The sequence below is a fragment of the Vibrio sp. genome, from assembly GCF_048266485.1.
In the GTDB taxonomy this organism is placed as follows: domain Bacteria; phylum Pseudomonadota; class Gammaproteobacteria; order Enterobacterales; family Vibrionaceae; genus Vibrio.
Genome location: NZ_JBLWZK010000003.1, coordinates 113,632 through 133,164 on the forward strand (window position 1 = coordinate 113,632; position 19,533 = coordinate 133,164).

Here is a 19,533-nt window from a genome sequence, read left to right on the forward strand (position 1 = left end):
CCTCTGAAACATAATTCATTTTTCGATGAGTGCTTTCCAATCGATAAAATCACTCAAATTTACAATTTGACTATCATCGACGAAGCAGCCTTTGAATGGAGAATCTTGCACAATCTCTGAAAAGATACGCTTAAATTGACCTAGCACTTCCGCTGTATTTGTACAGCTTTCAAATGAGATTACGTGGTATGCGCCATAACACTTATCTGGTGGTATCAGATCAAAATAGCGTTTAGGACTGCGTGGTCTTTCGGGGTTTGATTTAGAGATAATAAAGGTAAAACCACCTTTCCCTTTACCGACTCTAATCCAGCCAACAGTATGATTCTCACGCCAGCTCCTCCCCATATCTTTAGCCAACTGATCTTTAATTCTGATTTGTATATTTTGACTAATTACGCCATCAGTTTGAGCTTCTAACTCAGAAATCCTCTTAGCAAAAGCATTTTCATATTTATCTTCAAACTGCTCCTTTGTTTCTTTATAAATTGGTAAGTAAAAGTACATTCTTCCCCCATGAGTTATAACACTTTTTAGGCAGGCAGAATCTTTCTACCTTTGCTTTCGGTCTATCTTGCTACCATCACTTATGCAACTCAAGCAATATAGGTATGTTGTGTGATTAGTGGCCTTGCATGACGGAAAGAATCCACCTCAAACTTTTACGCTGCACCATTAGGTGGAGTAAGGCAAAATAGATGAACAACATATGAATGAGTTTTTGATCTAAGTAGAAACGGGGCAAAAATAAGCTACTCACATCAACCCTCCCTTGGCTGTAAATCTTGATGCCAAGTATTTTCATTGGTAAAAGGAGGGAGTTATTTGTGAACGCTTGTTGTGTAATGATATTTGCGTAAAAAAACACTGTAAATATTCAGCGCGTGATAAGTAGATTCCTGCTCTCGCTTAGGCTCGGCTGGAATGACGCTCTAATAATGTGCGGGGTCTTGCTTTCACGTAAATTTCATTCGTGTGATAGATTCCGGATAATTCGTTCTTCATTTCTAGAATGACAAGTTTGAGGATAGATAAAACTACGGATCATTAACTGATTTAGGGCAATCTGTCAGATCTAGTTATATCGAAGACACTAAACTGGCAAATTATATCCAGACAAATTCATATTACTCTTGTCCCCCAAAAAAGCTCAAACTTCATCTGAAATTTGAGCTTTTATTATCGAGTCAACCGTAGCTGAATGGCTTACCTATCAACTACCATCTAAAGATAACTCTGCAGAGCGACCTTCGGTTTTTAGTTTGGTCTTACTGTCTAAAATGAAGACACGAGCTGGTTCAAGTTGCTGAACATCGATTAAGTAAGCTTTGATTGCACGCGCACGTTCTACCGCGAGACTACCGAGTTCATCATGGCTAACGTCTTGTACATCAATCAATTGGTTATACATACTAGCGTTGAGAGCTTGTTCTAGAACGTCATCGTCAATGTCTTGTTTACCCGTTTCAGCTTTTAATTGCTCTTCCACTTTATCTTCTTCAGTACCAATACGGATATTGAATTGGGCTTTAAAGAGATCTTCTAAAGCGTCGGATAAATCACTATCAGCAGGGAAGTTGTCAGCAGTTAAACCTTCAGGAATTGCATCATCACCACTTTCTTTAAGTAGTATGTTTTGCAGTTTGTGTTCGGCAATCGCTTTGGTGTCTTCTGCTTCTTGAACCGAACCGACAATGCTGAGTTTTAGTTTTGGTCTTTCTTGCAGTGCCTTAGCAACGATATCCAGCTTGCTTTGTTCTTCTTCGGTAATTATCGCTTTACCAGGTTCAAAGATAATGTGGTTTAGCTCTGCATCACTGCCCGCAATACTTGCGATCATTGCGAAAGGAGAAGTTACCGCTTTGGTGATAACGTTAGCGAATGCACCCCATAGCACACTACCAAAGCTAAAGTCTGGAGCGTTGACATCACCGCTCACTTGAACGCCTAAGTCAATCACACCGTTGCGATCTTGTAGTAGTGCTATCGCTAGTGATAACGGTAGACTAGTGGCAAGATCAGAATTACTTGGTTCACCTAGTTTTAGTTGGTCAATGACCATGTGATTTTCACCAATTAAGTTGTTGTCTTTTAATTTATACTTTAAATCAAGAGATAGCTGACCTTTATCAATGTAATAACCGGCATAGGTACCTGAGTATGGATTTACCGAGGTCAACTCCACGCTCTTAAAGATTAAATCTAAGTCCAAATATGGGTTTTTAATCAATGGATTGATATCACCTTTTAAGGTAACGGGGGCGTATTTATTGATTTTACCTTTTAAGTCTACGCTTGCGCTGGTACCCGGGGTGGAGGATAGGTGTTTAATTGAACCATTAAGTGATTCAATCCCAGAGGCAAAGCTTGGTGTTAATGAATAATCGGCAAAGTAGGCTGAGCCATTGCTAATATTGATACTATCAACATCCACAGAGTAGGGCCTGCTGTTTGGGTTGCTTGAAGCACTTTTTGATGTAGAAGTTGGTTGAGGTTTAACTAAGTTGCCAATATTGGTGCGCTGTTGTTTATCGATCAAGACTTTGCTGTAAAGAGAGTTAAAGTTAATCGAATTGATTTTGATGCTCTTTTGACCGAGATCGAAACGTAGGTTATTCACCGTCATGTTCGACCATTTGATCAGCGGTTGATATTCCAATTTATCACGCACTAACAAGCTTGTTATATTCGCTTGTCCGGCGTAGGTTGCATGGCCTTGAGTATCGGCGCTGAATTGACCTTTAGTTGATAACTTACCATCTTGTAAGCGCACATTAAGGTATGGGTCGATATAAGCTTGGAATTGGCTTAGCTCTAGTTGATCTAGGTTGATATCACCATTAAAGGTAAGATCTTTGGCATTAATTTTACCTTGGCTAGAGAAACTGCCACGGGTGTGATCAAGTGGGCTTTTCACCCATGAGTTCACTTCTAAATCAACATCGTAATCAATCGGCTGAGAGAGATCGCTGATGATGTTGTTGGCTTCAATGTTGAAAGGGTTGATACGCCAATGTACACCGTTGCTGACCATTTTCTCGTTGATATTAATATCGTTATTGATCATGGCGAATTTGTGTAAGCGTACAATCCAAACCGTGTCATTTTGAGCAGATTTCTTACTGACGGTTACGTTTGGTTGCACTGCGTCTTCGGATTCTACTGCTTCGCTTTTATCTGTATCGGCGGCTTTCACACTGACGGTAGGCTGTGGTGCTGCTTGTTTAGGTGTAAATAAGCGTTGTAGGTCGAGCCCTTTTTTGTCGAATAATGCATCAACCCATAATCCATCAAGGGTCAGTGAACCAATATTAACCGTATGATCTTTATTGGTCAGGGCGATAGCATCTAATGTTAAGCTTGGAAGTTTAATTTTATCGTTTTCACCATCAGTAAAATTGAGGTCTAGTAGTTCAAAGCGGCCTTTGCTGGTGGAGTAGTCAAAACGCGTAGGTTCATTTTGAGCTTGGAATTCAGTTGAGAAGTTGAATTTACCGTTAGTCAGTTTGGCATCTAGTTGCTTTTTGGCAAATGGCCAGAAATTCGATAGGGTAATATTGTTCATGCCCAATTTGCCTTCGATAGCAAAAGGTTCAAATTGGAATTTACCTTCTAGATCTAATGAGCCATTATCCGAGCCTGTTACATTGATGGCGAAATGGTTTTCTTGGCTTGAATCGGTTGATTGGCTTTCGCTACTTTTCACAATCGTTTCAGCTTGAGAATCCAATTGTGGCAAACGAATATTTAAGCCTTGGTATTTTAAATGCGCGCCAGTTGGGGTATCGATATAATCGAATTGGCCATTGGTGAGTTGAATATCACGCGCGTGAAATGGAGGAAGGCCAGAAGAAGGCTCATCAGTTTCTTTGGTTTCTTCTGTTGGTTTTGAGGCGTTCGCAACAGACTCAATAATATCGGTAAAGTTGAAGTTACCAAGGTTATCGACACGCACCATCTTCACATCCGGTTGTTGTAAATAAAGGTGATCTAAGCTTGGAGTGAAATGCAGCACACTACGCCAGAAACCAATTTGTAGATCTAAGCGCTCAAAGCTAACAAAAGATTGGCTGTCATCCGCTTCTTTAATTTCAAAACCATCAACTCTAAAGCGTAGTAAAAATGGATTGATGCGCACTTTCTCAATATTCACTTGTCTGCCAAGTCGTTCAGAAAGTGTGGTTGGAACTTGTGATTGAAACACAGCAGGAACAATTAACCCTAAGATCAGAGCGTAAGTCGCATAAGCTGCACTTAAATAAGACACAATTCGAATAAAACGAGGGGCTTGTTTAAAGCGAGAACAAGCGGTTTTAACTTTGCTGAGCATACGGGGTGTGTATCCTATTACGATTCAATTTCAAAGGTCAGGCATCAAGCTACAAAATGTATTTTCAAATGCTTGTTTGAAGGATAGCTATTATATCGCTCAATTGATAATAACAAAGGTACATTTGAAGGTTTTTCTTAATTGAATGTTAGGTTTTGGCACGAAACAAGCAATGATCGATAAGAATGGTGTGCTTGTGGTAAGCAATGTAGCCGGATCCGGTATGAATTATGTTTTCACTGTTCAAGATCAGCAAGGGAATAAAATTTCAGAAGATGCGTTTTTAGCGAATAAACGTCGTTAATACGGTCTTGATAAATCAATGACTTGGTAAGTTCATGAAAAGTCACTGTGCAAAAATGCCGCTAACTTTCTTATGGAGTGATCTTTTGAAATTAGCGGCATGGTTTGTTTTTATATCTTTAAGATACCGTTTGTGGTTTTAGTTCAACGGTCTCTTCTTGCTCTTCTTGTGCAATTGGTTTGCATTTATCGACAAACCAACCCATGTAAGAACATAGAATGGTCACGAAGATACAAATAAAGCTTAGCCACATGAAAGGTGCATAAGAGAGTGTCGCCACACCTAAAATGCTCGCCATGTAGATACCATTATCACTCCACGGCACCATACCGGAAGTTAACGTACCACCAAACTCAGCATTTCGAGAAAGGTTCTTACGTTGGTAACCTAAGCGGTCGTAGTTTTTAGCACAAATCTTCGGCGTCAGAATCAAAGACACATACATCGCCGAGCCAAATACGTTACCCATAAAGGCGGTCGCAATAGTACTCGAAGCAAGAGAGCCGGCGCTTTGAATATGTTTTTCGAACAGTTTGGCTACGGTTTCTAATAAACCTACTTTATCAAGCAGTCCACCAAAACCTAGGCCAAATATAATTACAGCCACCGAACCTAGCATCGAAGACATGCCGCCGCGGTTTAAGATCGCATCAATGAAATCAACACCAGAGCTAATGCTGTAAGGTGCCCATGCCGTATTGAAGGCGGTTAGGAAATCAATATCTTGCACATACACGGCCCACACAATACCCAGCAGAGAGCCAAAGCTAATCACAGGGAATGAAGGCATACGCATCGCCAGTAAACCAAGAACAATAATCACAGGCACAAAGGAGAGTGGGGTAATGGTAAATTGTTGCTCCATAGCCATGATCACGTCTTGAACTTGTGACATGTCGACTTTGCCCGCATAGTGGAAACCAAATGCGGTAAATAGCACACCAGTAATGATATAGCTGATTAAAGCAATCGGAAGCATGCCTTTGATGTGCTCCATGACTTCTACATTCGACATAGAAGACGCCAGGATCACAGAGTCAGACAGCGGAGACATTTTGTCACCAAAGTAACAACCAGAAAGCACTGCACCAGCAGTAATTGGAGCGGGAACACCTAGACCTTGCCCAATACCCATCATCGCAATACCGGCGGTACCTGCTGAGCCCCAAGAGGTACCCGTAGCAAGAGCGGTTAATGAACAAATGATCATAGTAGCTAAAAGGAAAATAGAAGGGTGTATTGCTTTCAGACCATAATAAATAATGGTTGGAACGATACCACCAGATATCCAGGTTCCGACAAGCGCGCCAACCGCCAGTAAGATCAACACGGCACCTAAACCATTTGAGATTCCGTTTAAAGCGGCTTTTTCTAAATCTTTGTATTTATGGCCAAGATAGATACCTAAACCGATAATGATAAACCAACCGATATAAAGCGCGAGTTGGATAGGAAGGTTTAACTTAGCAGTAAAAGAGAATGCCAGTAATAAGAACAGTCCTAGAGAAATAAAGACCTGTGTCAAACTGGGTAAGCGCGTTGGCTGATACGTCATTGTCGCCTCTAATTAATGTTATACATTCGGAATAGTAGATTCCTACCGGTTTCAAAAAGATGCCGGTAATTTTAAAGGCCTGCACTTTACATGAAGTTTATGAATATATCGAAAATAACCAATAATAATGTGATTTTAATTTGCCGAATTTAGTTTCATTGATATTTACTGTTGTTTATTTGCTCGTCTTTGAAGTTTTTGTTAAGTCTATGGTGTGTTTTTGTTTTTAAACAAGAGGGGGAATTGTTATTGAATTCACTGTGCTAGGCTAGGCTTATATCCAAGTGGCTTTAAGATATTTTATTCTTGCTGAAACCCGTACCTTGAAGTTACTTGGGCATGGATTCAGTGGTAAAGTTCGAGTTCAAAGATTAAAGAGAAGGTACAACATGGCTGGTTTAAGTTTATTAACCTTATTAGATGATATTGCATCAGTGTTAGATGATGTCGCCGTCATGTCTAAAGTGGCGGCTAAAAAAACAGCCGGTGTACTTGGTGATGATTTAGCATTAAATGCTCAGCAAGTGACGGGAGTACGAGCAGAACGAGAAATCCCCGTGGTATGGGGAGTGGCGAAAGGTTCTTTTCGTAATAAGTTGATTTTAGTGCCATCGGCATTAATTGTGAGTACGTTAGCGCCTTGGTTGATCATGCCGGTTTTGCTACTCGGTGGTTTATATCTTTGTTATGAAGGTGCTGAGAAAGTTCTCGAAAAGTATTTGCCGCATCACCATCATAGTGTACAAGAGAATGCAGAGGCCATTCCACAAGACCTTGTGGCCTACGAGAAAAAGAAAATTAAAGGTGCAATCCGTACCGATTTTATTCTTTCATTAGAAATTATCGTGATTGCGTTAGGTATCGTTCAAGGGCATTCACAACTGGCGCAAATTATCGTGGTAAGTTTAATTGCTTTTATTATGACTTGCGGCGTGTACGGTTTAGTTGCGGGGATTGTAAAGCTAGATGATTTAGGTTTTTACTTACAACGAAAAAGTGAAGGTCAAGGCATTATGAATTCAATCGGTAGTGGCCTTGTAGTAACTGCGCCTAAGTTAATGAAAGTGTTAACCGTAGTCGGAACTATCGCGATGTTTTTAGTCGGTGGCGGTATCATCGAACATACTATCCCCGTGGTACATCATTTGACGAATGGCATGATCCAATCGGTCGTGAGTGTGCCAGTTGTCGGCTCTGTATTACCATTCATTATCACTGGCGTGCTTGGATTAGTGGCTGGCGCGGTATTAGTGGGTGTGTTTATTTTACTTGGTAAGGTAAAAGAGATCATAACAAGTTAATAATCAGAGCCTACAAATCTATAAATACCAACTATCCTTACTAGATAAGTTCTAGGTTTAGGAGGGCGTGATGAAAGGAATAATTACGCCTGATGCTAGCTATTGGAAATCGGTAGCCTTAATGTTGATTCTAACGACACTAGGTTGCAGTACTTCACCTTCACAACCTTCAGATACTCAAACTACCCCTGCTCCTCAAAGCCTCCCACCGCAATCAAATGTTATGAAGTCTGCATCTTTAATTTCGCCAGAAGTCGAAGCGATGCAAATTGTACAGCGTCATTGTCAATTACTTGATTCGACAGTGGATCTTCCAATTTACTGTCACTTGAATACCCAATCAGATTCTTATCAACTTGATCTATCTTTTAATTATTATGAGAGTTCTCAACGATACTTGATCTTGTTATCTCATGGGCTAATCTCTCCTTACTGTCAGGCTGTGAATTTACATGAAGTTGAAGGTAGTGTGATGATAACGATCTTTGCGACTCAAATTCAGCGCCAATACGATTGTCGAAACAAGCATTGGCAAGACTGGCAGCCAATTTCAAAGCCTACTCATTCACCATTTGTGGTGTTTCTAAATCAATGCCGTACATGGGATGAAGAACACCCAGACGCTTTCCATTGTAATGTTGATTGGTATGAATACGTGCCAATACTCGTGTTTACCTTTGATGATATGCAGTCAGTCAGTGAATTAAGCACCGGACAGCCCAATACCTTCATTCAATCGTTTTGCCAATCCGGTTTAAAAGAGTTTGGAGATGCTTTGTATCTACTTGAAGTGCCGAGTTTTAATTTAGCAAAAATGAAGCATTGCGGCTCAGAGACCGAAACAGAATGGTTTGCGATTGACTCTGAAACAGGGCCAACTTCGGCGAATAATGTGATTTAGGGAAGGCAAGGAAGATAGCTTGAATCATTTACAGAAAATTGACTCCTTTGTCGCAAAGTTAGCTTGTTTGATATGAGTGTGGTTGCTTGTTATTTGAACTAAAATATTATGCTTTTAATAAGAGGTATTTTTTTAGTGTTCATATTGGTAGTTCAATGAAAATATTAATCTTTATCACGACAGTCGTAATAGCGAAATATTTAGGCTCTCAAGTTGGTTTAGCTTACAACATTATTTCAGATCCATTTAATCTTAAGCACGCGATATTAGATTTGGTTTTGTATGTTTCAGTTTATTTCGTACTGACCTTTTTATATAACAAGATTAAAGTCTTTGTAGGCAATAATTAGCCGAGCAATAAATCACTCGGCTAACAACAAACTCACTTACGCTTGTGCGATTTCTTGCTCTAAATATTGGATGATGTCATTCGACTCATACATCCAAGTCACTTCACCTTCTTTTTCAATGCGTAGGCAAGGTACTTTCACGCGGCCACCACCATCGAGTAGGGTTTGACGGTGCGGTTCAGTTTTAGCATTTCTTAATTCGATATTTAAGCTATTACGTTTCATTGTTCGGCGAACTTTGACGCAAAATGGGCAGGCATCAAATTGGTAAAGTGCGAGTTGTTGAGTGCGCTCATTGATAACTTGCTGAGCTTCTGGAGTACGCTTTACGCTGCGTGGTGAAAAGATAAAGTTGAGTAATAAAATGATGCGACCAAGGATCCAGCGAATAACGGCCATGTTAGTGTCCTTTTGATGAGGTTGGAGAGTGGGCGGCATAATAAAGCAAGTGTTGGATATTCAAAAGTGAATACCAAAAACTTGTGTTACAAGGTACAAAAAGCTGACTTAGTGAGTAATACAAAGTCAGCTTTTCATATATAAATAGTTTAATTACAGCGCTTTGATGTAATCAATAATCGCGTCTGATTCGTACATCCAAGTTACTTCACCAGCTTTCTCGATGCGTAAGCATGGCACTTGCCCTTTACCGCCACCGTTGATTTGTTCTTCACGGAAGTCTGGGTTTTTGCGAGTATCACGCAATTCAAGCTCTACACCTAATTCAGCCATTGCACGACGTACTTTTTGACAAAATGGGCAAGTTTCGAAGTGGTATAACGCCAGTCCTTGAGTGTTTTTCTCAGTCATCATTCTCTCCTAAGAGTTTAAATTTTAATATCGCTTAGCCCAATCAAATCGATATAGGCACTATTACATTTATATTTGGTTGATAGCTCATCTTCCGCTTTAAACTTAGACACGCTTTGGTCGCGAGAAATTTCAGCTAACTTGTTATTCACTAATGCTTTATAAGTTTCACTGTGGCTATACCATTGAACTTCATAGTTTTTAATTAAATAAGCACCGATTTTATAGCTGTCTTCGGTATGAAGGTAGCTACAAACAAAATAGCGAGTGACATCTGAATCAGAGAGCCTTTCATCGGTAGCGGCGTGGCTAGAAAAAGCCAGCATAAAAGAAAAGCTAATAGCGAAAAGTCGAACCATTAATGAGTGAAGCATCCGTGTTCCTTAATATGAAATGGATTCACCGGGTTTCGGTTTATATCCAAGTATCATATCAAACAAGTGAATGAAAAAACCATTACCGACTTACATTACGTCGTTATTCTTGCAAGGTTTCCCAACTAATTTCACATTGCTTATCATCACTTGATACATAAGCCGTATTGCCCGACAACATCACTCCTAAATCTAAAGTTCTGGTGGTCATTTGGCTGAATGCTTGAATGCCTTGATTTTCTAAACGAACGATAGTGGCATTGAGTTGAGCAAGTTTAGATTCATTTTGCTTCCACCACACATCTGATTTGGTATTAAAGCTGTATACTTTAACTTGTTTAGCAAGGCGCGTGGCTTTCTTAATGCGCTCAGGATCTGGCTCACCGGCTTCAATCCAAAGCTCGATTTGATCATCTAATGTCTTTAGCCAAATATCTGGTTCTTCAATGCTTGATAAGCCTTTGGTGAATTGAAGATCTTGGCTAGCATTAAGGCAAAATGCGATTAAGCGAGCCATCATACGTTCTTCATTTTCTGAAGGGTGCTGTGCGATAGTCAGATTAAAAGAATCATAATAATCACGATTCATATCAGTAAGAGCGATGCGGAACTTGTATATAGTGGGTTTTAAAGCCATGAGAAATCAACATTGAGAAAAAGGGTAGTATACCCAAGTCACTTCAAGATGATAGCGATGAATTCTGCACCTTGAAGTCACTTGGGTATAAATGTACCAATAAAAAATACCCAAGCCTTTTTATAGTAAGCAAAAGCGTGGCAACCATATCGAGCCTACGCTACATTATGTTTATGGAATGGATTAGGACATTAAGCCAATGACAACCAAAACCGATAACACTTGGTACTACCAAACCTTTGCTACTCAATCTTGTGATGTCACCTTAGTTGGCAGCGATGATGGTTTGCATATTTTGCATCTAGAAACCGGAGCCGGAAAAAAAGATGGCTTTAAAGTTGAGCCGAATTGGCTAGAAGACTCAACACGCTTTGCTGATGTGAAAGAGCAACTGATTGAATACTTTACAGGCAAACGCATAGAGTTTGATTTCACAACGCCATTGAAGCCTATAGGAACCGATTTTCAGCAAAGTGTTTGGCATGCGTTGAACCAAATCCAAACCGGCAGTACATGTCGTTATATGGATATCGCACAACAAATTAATAATCCCAAAGCCGTACGTGCCGTTGGTGCGGCGATAGGGCGCAATCCCATCCCGATAATTATACCTTGTCACCGAGTTGTCGGCGCCGATGGTAGCTTAACGGGCTTTGCTCATGGGCTAGAGATGAAGCGAATGTTGCTTAATCTTGAGGGCTGTAAAGTAGCCTAGTAACGAGTATTACGTATAAAAACTAACGCATAAAAAATTAAAGCCATTAACGATCAAATAATAAATCGTTAGTGGCTTTTTCGTTTAGCGTTATTGTCAGTTATAGACCTTTCGCTAGTTGTTTTTTGCTGATGGATTATTGTTTTGTTTATTGATGCTTTTTGGGTAACAGTGCTAAGAAATTATCTCGTGCGACTTTGTTGGCGACATCGGCAGGGAGTGCATCGAGAAATACATCAAAATCACTGGCCAGTTTTGGTAGTGAATCAAACTTCCCAACCACATCCGATCCGATAATGAATCTATCTGGGTAAGACTCTACTAATTTAACCCAATGCGCATCAGGGTGACCATTTTCATCAAGCATATAGTCATCTAATAAGCTCCACGACATATCAATGTAAAGGTTAGGGTAGGTTTTGACCATTCGACTGATTTCTTTATATAAGAACTTCATATGAATTCGGCGGTTAATGGATAAGCTAGTACCAGCGTGAGCCCATATAAAACGTGTTTTAGGGTTCATTTTTACCGCGCTTTCCATTTCGGGCATAAAAATAGGGCTGTTTACTCGGGTAGAGGTGATATTGGAATGCAGCATGATTGGTAAGTCATGTTTAGCCGCTAAGCGATAGACTCTCATTAATGCTGGGCTATCTGCGCGTGCCGTTTCGCCATAAGTTAAGGCAGTTAGATCATCATGGCGAGTAAACACTTCACCAATACCTTGCCAAAAGTCAGGTCGCCACTTCAACATTAATTCGATGTGATCAACTGCATTCATATCGGTTGGATTGAAGCCAGTCAGAAAAGGGTGAAAACGAGATTGTTGTTCTTTAGGTAAGGATTCAACGGCTCTGGCGACAATTTCATCTGTTGCGCTGTACCAATAAACTTTAGCGTCATCCCCCATATAGTAAGGTGGGCGTTGAGGTTCATCTTTATGCCACTTCTTTACTAAGCTAATGCCAGAAATCATCGCATGATCGATATTACCTTCATCCATTTTGGCGAGTAATTTTTTCATGCCTTCGCTTTCTTGGAAGAAGTTAACATAATGCAAATGACCATCAGTGTAATGGTAATCTCTTTGGTCAGCCGCCCATAAAGGATTGCTAATCAGAGTGGCTGCGGCAGCTAAAGTGGCTAACCAAGGCTTCATACTACCTCCTGGTTTTTGATGAATTGGCATTATCAAGAGTCGTTACTCGGGTATAAATTACATCGGCTGATAATGTTTTGTGTCATTATTCAAATAGGTGATTTGTTGTCATGTTTTTAGAATAGTGAAAAAATAGGACATTAATAAAATTAAATGGTTTCATTCAAGGCTTGATTGCTTTAAATCGTATAGTATTGATTAAACCTGAATCAATAAATTAACCCATAACGCTAGAACACACATAAATGAAGCCCAAAACGCCAGCATGCGATGTCTTACATTGTTGGTGCCAAGGTGAATATAGCTGTGTAGATAACGGAAAATCACAAACAACCACGCCACAATAACCCCAAAACTACTATCAATCTGTAGGCTGATATACAAAGTACACACCACATAAAACAGTACTGGTATTTCAAACAAATTGGCAAGGTGTCGATTGGTTTTAATCACCATCTCTGGCAAGTTTTCACCCTGCATTAATTGAAAATACTTCACACTGACTTGTTTGTTTTTCACACTATTGACACGAACTTTTAACGTCACACAGCCAACAATAAAAATCAGCAACACCATCGCTGCCATTGGATAAAGCATAAATATTTCCTTGTGAGTGTTTATTTAACTTTAGGTTTTGGATAAAAGAGATTTAGAACAACTTAACCAGTATGTAGTGTATGGAGTTTTGGATCGCTTTGCTTGTTATTATTTTCTTTTATCGTGATAGTATTTTGAGTCAATAATGGTTGTGAATTAGAAGCAAGGAAGCGATATGACACCAGTTTATTTATTTGATTGGGGTGATACCTTAATGGTCGATCACCGAGAGCAGACTGGGCCAATGTGTGATTGGTCGGAAGTGACAGCGGTAGATGGATCCGTTGAAACGTTAGCCATTTTATCGAAAAGTCACCGCGTCTATGTTGCAACTAATGCCGCTGATTCTTCTGAAGAGGAAATCAAGCGAGCTTTTGAGCGCGTGGGATTAGATCAGTATATAAATGGCTATTTTTGTAAGTCTAATTTAGGTATTGAAAAAGGTTCGCCAGCGTTTTTTGAAGAAATTGTTCAACACTTAGGTGTCAATTCAGACCTTATTACTATGGTTGGTGACTCTTACAATAATGACATTGCTCCTGCAATTTCGGCGGGCTTAAAAGCGATTTGGGTAACGCCAAGTAATAATTCGAATCAAGCTCATGACGACGTAAACCAAATTAACAACTTGCGAGAACTATGCGGATAATACATAGATTCTGAATGGTTATTTTTGACCCCAAATTAGGACTGACATATGAATATGAAAGCGTTTTCTAGCCTAGTCGGCTTGTCTTCTCATACTCTTCGATATTATGAAAAAATAGGTTTGCTTAAGAATATTCATCGAAATAGTAGTGGTCATCGTGAATATACCAATAAAGATTTAATCTGGATTAGTTTTGTGAAGCGATTAAAAGACACCGCGATGCCATTAGATGAAATCTTACAGTATGCAAAGTTAAGAGAGCTGGGGGCGGAGTCGCTATTGGAACGACAACACTTATTAGAGCAGCATCAACAAAACTTAAAAAAACATATTGATGAGCAACAAAAACACATGGCGGCTTTAGAAGAAAAAATTGACCTATATAAAAATGGAAAAGTGAGTTGACTTAGAGTGAACTCTAACTTGTATGGTGTGCTTATTCTTAACTAAGTAGGTACATAAACCATGCAAAAATCACGCTTTGAAATTGGGTTACAACTCCTGTCTGAAATTGATGGCGAAGCCGGACATAACGTTATCGAAAGCTTGCAAGATATTTGCCCAGATCTTGCTAAGTACACCATTGAATATCCTTTTGGTGACATTTATGCACGCCCAGGTCTTGATTTAAAATCCCGAGAAATTGCTACTGTTGCGGCTCTCACTGCTTTGGGAAATTGCGCCCCTCAACTCAAAGTTCACCTACATGCAGCATTGAATGTTGGATGCAGTGAAGACGAAATAAAAGAAGTGATTATTCAAATGTCGGGCTATGCAGGATTTCCAGCGGCATTAAATGGCATGTTTGCATTTAAAGAAGTGTTAGCCGCTAGAAACAAACAAAACCCACAGACCTAAATCTGTGGGTTTTATGTATTCAGCTTTTAAGTCACTCTAAGCCTAGAGTAGTGGCAAGTTTAGATCAGCTGCATTGTGGTAATGCAGGTTCTCGCTTTATCGGCAGTGCTTAGTACTTCGGTGCTGGTTTTACCGTTATAAGTAAAGGTCACTTCTAGGTTCTTGCGATCTTTTGGCATCCATAAATCAATGAAGCCGTCTTTTTGTGTGGTGACTTGGCCGTATTTCAACACCTTCTTATTATCCAAATCGACCACTTTAACCATCATGGTTTTTTCGACCATTTCACCTTGGCAGCCAGTTGGTACGTGGTAGCCGCATGGGTGGGTTTGGTTTTCATAAGGGGCGATAGACAATAGATGCTGATCTTTCGTTGGGATCTGAATTTGGCTGTTGTCGTCAAATTTCGCCACGATCACATCCGGCATGACTTGGATCGATGCAGTGCCTTTGCCGTGATAGTCGTGCGCTTTTTCTAGCGCTTGTGGGGCGGTTAATCCTTCAAATTTATCGGCTTCATTGGCCAACGTTGAAAAAGATAAAGCTGCGGCGAATGCGCCAGTGAGTAGTGTTGTTACCGTTAAACGTAGATTCATTGTATTCTCCTAACACTTCCAATATTGGTCGTGTATGTATTCAAAAGTTAAGTTTTTTAATCGTGTTGATGTATTGAATTAAAACCAAACAGATTGAATAGGAGGACGTGACAAATTAGGTAGCGTTAAAGAGGGGATAGATTCGGTATGATCATTGTATCCTGACGCTGCTGATGGGGTGCTTTCCATATCCAACGCCGTAGGCAAAGTGGCATAAATTGGCGCGCAAGAGGCGCAGTGATCATCGCTATGTTTGGCAAAATCTGAACATGGGAAATCAGCAACTAGGCCAGTTTTAGATAAGCTGGCACAGGGTGAAGCGTGATGCTGAGAATCCGATTCAACCGCTGTGGTGTGATTCATGCTCTGAGCGGTTACTTGAGTCATTTGAGTCGCAGAAATTGGCGTGGCAACACTCACACTTGAAAGCACAATGGCGATCAAAGTCATCAACAATATAACCGAATGTTGAAGTTTAGAGTGAAGCCGAGCTAAACAAAACCTAGTGAAAAACATCGTGAACAGGCGACTCGCTATAGTTTCAATGAATAAGTGGTGAGTATAAAGCTTCCCACTAGGGGAAGGTCAATACCCTTTGTATTTGAAATTACAGCTATTCATCCGCCCCAATTTAGACGGACTAAACATGGAAAGGTTAGATCTGAAACTTACTTTTATCGCCAATATCATAGTGAAACGGTTGTCTAAACTTGGCAATGCCAATGGTAAATAGCAACACAGCAGATAGGCCAGCGGCGAGATAAAAAAACGGCAACCAAATTGGCAGAGCGAAGCAAGCCCAGAACAGAATTAACACCAGTGGCGTAATTCGAATCAGCCGAATGCGGAAGCAGTAGTACTCTTTGATAGAAAGGCCGCACCACACGGCGAGGCTTGCTCCAATCGCAATTGGCGTAAACAAATTCGCAATTAATAAACAAACCGCAAATAAGGCGCTACTTTGGATAAACCAGCGGATGGTTTTGTCATAAAGATGCACGCAAGCACTGGCAATCAATGCGCTAACAATTAGTAGAGGTACGCCATATTGTTCAAGCCCGAATCCTAATAACGCAATCGCAATGGCTGACAATAAAAAGCACGAGCGATACACCGCCACGGTAGCGTAGTCGATGCGGTCGAGTTTTTCTTCAAAATGAATGTCAGCCATAGCCGGTTTCCTATTAAATATTACTTAGTTAATTATAGGCTTGGAATGTCGATCAGCGCACCAGTATGTAGTCTAAAGCGCCGGTAATCGCCGCCACTTGAGCGAGGTTACATTCATCATTGGTGGTTTAATGGAGATAAAATTCTCTCGTTATGCATAGAAAAACTGAGCAACACAAACAGTATTTTGTTAGATTGATCACAATAATACATTAACAGAGACAAATAATTCACCTGTATTTAATAGGTGAATGGTAAATTCACGTTTATCCTCTTGGTGCATTAGTTGTTTGTCATGTAAAAAATGCCACACTGACAAGTAAAATACTATATGGGCTAGATAATATGCTTTACGCGAAACGATCTGATATCCGCTCACCATAGAAAATGGAGCGGTTAGATGATGAATAAAGTAATAGTATTTTCCTTGTTGTATTTTTTACAACCTATTCCAGTGAAGGGATAAATAGATCAAATGGTCATGCAGTTAAATATTATCTTTCCTGACATTGTGGAAAATGGCATTGAAATTACTATCACACATGTTTTTCAAGCTAAGTGTGAAAGTAAATAGATTCTTACGAGTCTTGATAAAATGTTTGTACATATGAAAGGTATATGAAAAATTTAAAAATCACGATAATTTGTTGGTTATTAAATATAAGTTAAAATTATTAACTTAAGTTTATCGTTGTGCGGGTAAAAATTGGCGGTAATTGCATTTTTCCAGTATTGAGATATGCATTATTAAAAGCGTTAATCTAGTGGGGTATGATTATTTTATAAGGATTAATCACTTTTTAAGTCATAGTTTGTATGTGTTAATTCAAGATAATGTTACGAGTAATTAATGATATTTAGTTATAATATGGGTATTATATTTTATTTGAATTTTATACTTGTTAAATGATTTTTTAGTTATAAGATTATATTTTTTAGTTTAAATAAAAGGATGAAAAACTTTATGCATAATTATAAGTTTATGTATTGTTTAGCAGTTTTCTTGGTTGGTTGTGGTAGCTCTGGTTCGGATATTGATGAAAAGTCGGCAGTGGTTTCTAATTTTAAAGTCAATCAATTTTTATCAGCAATTAATCAAGTTAATCATTGTGGTACAACACAAGATGGTTGGACAAATAATAGTGAAGAAGTGTCTATTCAAGTTGATGACGTTATAAGTAGTGAAACGGTTTCTTATTATTGTAAAAATAATAAGGTAGCTTTAGATTCTAAAGGGAATTTTTCCCAATTAAATTCTAAGGAAACTTGCCTTGATAATTCATGTCGTACGGATGTGGATTATACTCGCTCAGTCTTCAGCATACATAACGAGCATATGTATATTTATAACGTAGAATCTGAATCTGATTTTAGTAATTTGATTTTACCAATAGAAGATGATACTTATTTTTATAGTGTTAGTACGTCTCCCTTAACCGATGGAGTGAAATTACACCGAGAAAGTAACGAATTATACAGTACTATGTATTCTCAACTCTTGAATAGTGATGAGACCCAATATTATAAACTTTATGTAAGGGGATCTGATAACCTAATTTATAAAGTTGACTCTGATAGTTTTAATGATTCTATTCAAGCTTCAGTTAATATCAATATGAGTACGTGGTTAGTAATGGATTTTTTACTGGATAGTATTTTAGATGAAGGTGATTTATCTAATGATGCTCAGCAAGACTTATACTTAACTAGTGATTTTGATGTTTCAAATAATTTCGATGTAAATAACTTTAAATATTATTATAATAAGCTAAAAAGTACTTTTGCAACGAATGAACCTAAGTTATTGGCAATACCTTAATCAGTGAAGAATAAAGTAGGGGGGGTATTTAGAACTTTGTGTCAGTTAACTGACTGAAAACAGCAAGGCCTGACCTTTTGAGCTCATCAGATGCACACAAGCACTGGCAATTAATGTGCTCACAATCAGTAGTGGTACGCCATATTGTTTAAACCCGAACCCTAACAAAGCAATCACAATGGCTGACAACAAAAAAGCAAGAGCGACACATCGCTACGGTTTCGTAGTCGATGCGATCGGGTTTTTCTTTAAAGTGAATGTCAGCCATAACTGATTTCTTATTAAATATTACTTAGTTAATTATAGATTTTGAATGTCAATCAGCAGTCAGTATGTGGTCTAAAGCACCCGTGATCGCGGCTACTTGAGCGAGGTTACATTCATTATCGGTGACTTTTGGGCTGTCTGGATACACTTCTGTGGTCGTACAATATTGGCAATCAGTGAAACCAGCACATAACCCTAAAGCGACAAGAGGGTAGTTAATTACACCCTCTTGGGCTACATCTGAACCGATGATCTGATTGTTCTCATCTGCTGGCGCAATGTGCGTCACTTTACGTACTGAATCAATGATGGCTTTTTGCAATTCATCATCTTGCTTTTCAGTATCACCTACGGTGTAGAAACCATCTGGAATCGAGCCTTTTAGGTATTCAATACCATCACGCGCCGCCAATGCAGGGCGGAATTCTAATTCATCAGTATCAGTAGTTTCATGTAGATCGATATGCGCCAAAATTGAAACCCCAAGATCGGCGACCATTTTCATCACCGCGGCAGATTCTTGCGCCGGGCTATTGGCCACAAAGTTACGGTTTGGATCAAGTGCATCTGGGTTCCAGCGGTTAATCGTTTCATAACCCCAAGGGCTGACGCATGGCGCAATCACAATATTAAACTTATCTTGATAACGCGCTGCTTCGGTTTGAGCAAACAACAACGCGCCATGTACGCCGCTGGTTTCATAACCGTGTACGCCACCGGTAATTAAAATGGTTGGATTGGCGTCATTCCAAGTTTTCGATTTCAAAACAAACAGAGGATAGCGGGATTCACCGACAGGGTTATTGTCGTATTGCAATTGACCATATTGAGCCACTTCAAAATCGTTGCTTAAAGACTGTATTTTAGGCACGACTTCTTCCGAGTAAGAACGCTTGATGGTGGTTTGTTCAAGCCATTGACGTTTTTCTACGTCGCCCCACGGTTGGCCTGGAGTGCCAATTGGAAATGCATTGGTTGCGATCATGATATGTCCTTAGGTTAAATTTGCTTTAAATATCTAGGTAAAACTGCACCTTACTGAACTGAGGATATACACTAATCAAGTTACCTTCATTATTTATAGGCAAAATATGTTCAAACCATGTCGGATGAACAACTTGAACATTACCATGAAAAA

22 protein-coding genes are annotated in these 19,533 nt (G+C 39.4%); 9 read left to right on the forward strand and 13 right to left on the reverse strand.

The genetic code is table 11. The features are described from left to right. Positions 1–15 precede the first annotated feature (15 nt). Together ACN0T8_RS06400 and ACN0T8_RS06405 are read right to left on the reverse strand one after the other, a co-directional pair. Complete coding sequence (locus ACN0T8_RS06400; RefSeq protein WP_417879809.1) at positions 16–507, reverse strand: hypothetical protein; 492 nt, start codon at positions 505–507, stop codon at positions 16–18. A 706-nt stretch (positions 508–1,213) separates the two neighbouring features. Then, positions 1,214–4,330, reverse strand: a complete 3,117-nt coding sequence (locus ACN0T8_RS06405) for a DUF748 domain-containing protein (protein ID WP_417879810.1) — start codon at positions 4,328–4,330, stop codon at positions 1,214–1,216. Between the two features lie 172 nt (positions 4,331–4,502). On the opposite strand from ACN0T8_RS06405, the gene ACN0T8_RS06410 reads away from it, so the two are divergent. After that, entirely contained in the window at positions 4,503–4,634 is a 132-nt protein-coding gene (locus ACN0T8_RS06410; protein ID WP_417879811.1) for a hypothetical protein, read from the forward strand. A 118-nt stretch (positions 4,635–4,752) separates the two neighbouring features. Here ACN0T8_RS06410 and nhaC read toward each other — a convergent pair whose 3' ends face one another. Continuing rightward, positions 4,753–6,189, reverse strand: a complete 1,437-nt coding sequence (nhaC, locus tag ACN0T8_RS06415; RefSeq protein ID WP_417879812.1) for a Na+/H+ antiporter NhaC — start codon at positions 6,187–6,189, stop codon at positions 4,753–4,755. Positions 6,190–6,578: 389 nt separating this feature from the next. Between nhaC and ACN0T8_RS06420 the strand changes: the two genes are divergently transcribed. The 3 genes from ACN0T8_RS06420 (at position 6,579) to ACN0T8_RS06430 (ending at position 8,741) form a co-directional block, all read left to right on the forward strand. After that, positions 6,579–7,490 carry a DUF808 domain-containing protein gene (locus tag ACN0T8_RS06420; RefSeq protein ID WP_417879813.1) on the forward strand — a complete coding sequence of 304 codons (912 nt, stop codon included), beginning with the start codon at positions 6,579–6,581 and terminating at the stop codon, positions 7,488–7,490. A gap of 70 nt (positions 7,491–7,560) precedes the next feature. Then, positions 7,561–8,391 (forward strand): hypothetical protein, encoded by an 831-nt coding sequence (locus ACN0T8_RS06425; RefSeq protein WP_417879814.1) that lies wholly within the window; start codon positions 7,561–7,563, stop codon positions 8,389–8,391. A 155-nt stretch (positions 8,392–8,546) separates the two neighbouring features. Beyond that, complete coding sequence (locus ACN0T8_RS06430; RefSeq protein ID WP_417879815.1) at positions 8,547–8,741, forward strand: hypothetical protein; 195 nt, start codon at positions 8,547–8,549, stop codon at positions 8,739–8,741. Positions 8,742–8,777: 36 nt separating this feature from the next. On the opposite strand, the gene ACN0T8_RS06435 is transcribed toward ACN0T8_RS06430, so the two are convergent. The 4 genes from ACN0T8_RS06435 to ACN0T8_RS06450 form a co-directional block, all read right to left on the reverse strand. Further along, positions 8,778–9,140 (reverse strand): glutathione S-transferase N-terminal domain-containing protein, encoded by a 363-nt coding sequence (locus ACN0T8_RS06435; RefSeq protein WP_417879816.1) that lies wholly within the window; start codon positions 9,138–9,140, stop codon positions 8,778–8,780. Positions 9,141–9,293: 153 nt separating this feature from the next. After that, positions 9,294–9,551 carry a glutathione S-transferase N-terminal domain-containing protein gene (locus tag ACN0T8_RS06440; protein WP_417879817.1) on the reverse strand — a complete coding sequence of 86 codons (258 nt, stop codon included), beginning with the start codon at positions 9,549–9,551 and terminating at the stop codon, positions 9,294–9,296. A gap of 17 nt (positions 9,552–9,568) precedes the next feature. Continuing rightward, positions 9,569–9,925, reverse strand: coding sequence for a hypothetical protein (locus ACN0T8_RS06445; RefSeq protein WP_417879818.1), 357 nt, complete (start codon positions 9,923–9,925; stop codon positions 9,569–9,571). A 103-nt stretch (positions 9,926–10,028) separates the two neighbouring features. Continuing rightward, entirely contained in the window at positions 10,029–10,562 is a 534-nt protein-coding gene (locus tag ACN0T8_RS06450) for a YaeQ family protein (protein WP_417879819.1), read from the reverse strand. A 199-nt stretch (positions 10,563–10,761) separates the two neighbouring features. On the opposite strand from ACN0T8_RS06450, the gene ACN0T8_RS06455 reads away from it, so the two are divergent. Continuing rightward, complete coding sequence (locus tag ACN0T8_RS06455; protein ID WP_417879820.1) at positions 10,762–11,277, forward strand: methylated-DNA--[protein]-cysteine S-methyltransferase; 516 nt, start codon at positions 10,762–10,764, stop codon at positions 11,275–11,277. A 148-nt stretch (positions 11,278–11,425) separates the two neighbouring features. Here ACN0T8_RS06455 and ACN0T8_RS06460 read toward each other — a convergent pair whose 3' ends face one another. Together ACN0T8_RS06460 and ACN0T8_RS06465 are read right to left on the reverse strand one after the other, a co-directional pair. Then, positions 11,426–12,439, reverse strand: a complete 1,014-nt coding sequence (locus ACN0T8_RS06460) for an amidohydrolase family protein (RefSeq protein WP_417879821.1) — start codon at positions 12,437–12,439, stop codon at positions 11,426–11,428. Between the two features lie 198 nt (positions 12,440–12,637). Continuing rightward, positions 12,638–13,036, reverse strand: a complete 399-nt coding sequence (locus ACN0T8_RS06465) for an MAPEG family protein (RefSeq protein WP_417879822.1) — start codon at positions 13,034–13,036, stop codon at positions 12,638–12,640. 175 nt (positions 13,037–13,211) lie between these two features. Between ACN0T8_RS06465 and ACN0T8_RS06470 the strand changes: the two genes are divergently transcribed. From ACN0T8_RS06470 to ACN0T8_RS06480, 3 genes are read left to right on the forward strand one after another with little or no spacing between them, the layout of a single operon-like run. Further along, positions 13,212–13,685, forward strand: a complete 474-nt coding sequence (locus tag ACN0T8_RS06470; protein ID WP_417879823.1) for an HAD family hydrolase — start codon at positions 13,212–13,214, stop codon at positions 13,683–13,685. 48 nt (positions 13,686–13,733) lie between these two features. Next, positions 13,734–14,090: a MerR family transcriptional regulator gene (locus tag ACN0T8_RS06475; RefSeq protein WP_417879824.1), complete on the forward strand. Its 357-nt coding sequence runs from the start codon at positions 13,734–13,736 to the stop codon at positions 14,088–14,090. A gap of 60 nt (positions 14,091–14,150) precedes the next feature. Continuing rightward, positions 14,151–14,543 carry a carboxymuconolactone decarboxylase family protein gene (locus ACN0T8_RS06480; protein ID WP_417879825.1) on the forward strand — a complete coding sequence of 131 codons (393 nt, stop codon included), beginning with the start codon at positions 14,151–14,153 and terminating at the stop codon, positions 14,541–14,543. 59 nt (positions 14,544–14,602) lie between these two features. Here ACN0T8_RS06480 and ACN0T8_RS06485 read toward each other — a convergent pair whose 3' ends face one another. The 3 genes from ACN0T8_RS06485 to ACN0T8_RS06495 all read right to left on the reverse strand — a co-directional run bounded on the left by ACN0T8_RS06485 (position 14,603) and on the right by ACN0T8_RS06495 (position 16,310). Next, a complete protein-coding gene (locus tag ACN0T8_RS06485) occupies positions 14,603–15,139 on the reverse strand; it encodes a CueP family metal-binding protein (protein WP_051241100.1) in 537 nt (178 codons plus the stop codon). 78 nt (positions 15,140–15,217) lie between these two features. Continuing rightward, positions 15,218–15,589: a hypothetical protein gene (locus tag ACN0T8_RS06490; RefSeq protein ID WP_417879826.1), complete on the reverse strand. Its 372-nt coding sequence runs from the start codon at positions 15,587–15,589 to the stop codon at positions 15,218–15,220. A 205-nt stretch (positions 15,590–15,794) separates the two neighbouring features. Next, positions 15,795–16,310, reverse strand: a complete 516-nt coding sequence (locus ACN0T8_RS06495) for a DUF2301 domain-containing membrane protein (RefSeq protein WP_417879827.1) — start codon at positions 16,308–16,310, stop codon at positions 15,795–15,797. A 963-nt stretch (positions 16,311–17,273) separates the two neighbouring features. Between ACN0T8_RS06495 and ACN0T8_RS06500 the strand changes: the two genes are divergently transcribed. Beyond that, positions 17,274–18,128: a hypothetical protein gene (locus ACN0T8_RS06500; RefSeq protein ID WP_417879828.1), complete on the forward strand. Its 855-nt coding sequence runs from the start codon at positions 17,274–17,276 to the stop codon at positions 18,126–18,128. 316 nt (positions 18,129–18,444) lie between these two features. On the opposite strand, the gene ACN0T8_RS06505 is transcribed toward ACN0T8_RS06500, so the two are convergent. Then, a complete protein-coding gene (locus tag ACN0T8_RS06505) occupies positions 18,445–19,380 on the reverse strand; it encodes a M14 family metallocarboxypeptidase (RefSeq protein WP_417879829.1) in 936 nt (311 codons plus the stop codon). Positions 19,381–19,533 lie beyond the last annotated feature (153 nt).